This is a genomic window from Ruoffia sp. FAM 26255 (assembly GCF_045528525.1).
Taxonomy (GTDB): Bacteria; Bacillota; Bacilli; order Lactobacillales; family Aerococcaceae; genus Ruoffia; species Ruoffia tabacinasalis.
In genome coordinates, this window is the sequence record NZ_JBGQQX010000133.1 from 1 (window position 1) to 693 (window position 693).

Genomic DNA, 693 nt, shown 5'->3' on the forward strand with positions numbered 1-693 from the left:
GCAACTGATGAAGAGATACAAGGTTGGGCAACGAAATTAAATACACGTCCCAAAAAATGTTTGAATTGGAAAACACCTTATGAAATCTTTTATAAAACTGTGTTGCACTTAATTTGACAATTTAAGGCATATAAAAAAGCTCAAGACGAGTGTCCTGAGCTTTATTCTTTAAAGAGATTTAATTAGTCAATGTTAACAAAATTATAGTTTATTAACGTTAGCTGCTTGAGGTCCGCGAGCTCCTTCTTCAATATCGAAAGATACTTCTTGACCTTCTTCTAAAGATTTGAATCCGTCACCTTGGATTGCTGAGAAATGTACAAATACGTCCTCTTCTCCATCACGTTCGATGAATCCGAATCCTTTACCAGCGTCAAACCATTTTACTTTTCCTTCTGCCATTTTCATAGCCTCCTCTTCGTGCCTAGCACTTGTATTATATTCTTGCTGATGGTACGAATTGAATTATTTAAAAATCTTTCTTACCTCTGACAAAAACATATGTTAATGTTATCACAATGAATAAAAAATGCAATATTTTTACATTTTTATTTAAAAATTTAATCCCTCTGTTGTCAAATCAAATGCAACACTATTGTTATTCAAAAGACATACCCCATTAGACTTTTAGGTATAGGGTTTCCCCCATGGGGGAAATGTCGCTTTTCGATTCTTTTATAACTCAAGTCTTTA

The 693-nt window shown here is 33.5% G+C and carries 1 protein-coding gene and 1 pseudogene; one reads left to right on the forward strand and one right to left on the reverse strand.

The window, feature by feature from the left end; genetic code table 11:
* Positions 1 to 117 (forward strand): annotated as a pseudogene (locus ACEN31_RS11590) (IS30 family transposase); the annotation flags it as partial.
* 84 nt (positions 118 to 201) lie between these two features.
* Here ACEN31_RS11590 and ACEN31_RS11595 read toward each other — a convergent pair.
* Positions 202 to 402 (reverse strand): cold-shock protein, encoded by a 201-nt coding sequence (locus ACEN31_RS11595; protein ID WP_338489361.1) that lies wholly within the window; start codon positions 400 to 402, stop codon positions 202 to 204.
* Positions 403 to 693: the final 291 nt, after the last annotated feature.

Excerpts from the sequence above, each read along its gene's own strand:
- ACEN31_RS11595 (WP_338489361.1), bottom strand. The coding sequence starts at position 402 with ATGGCAGAAGGAAAAGTAAAATGGTTTGACGCTGGTAAAGGATTCGGA.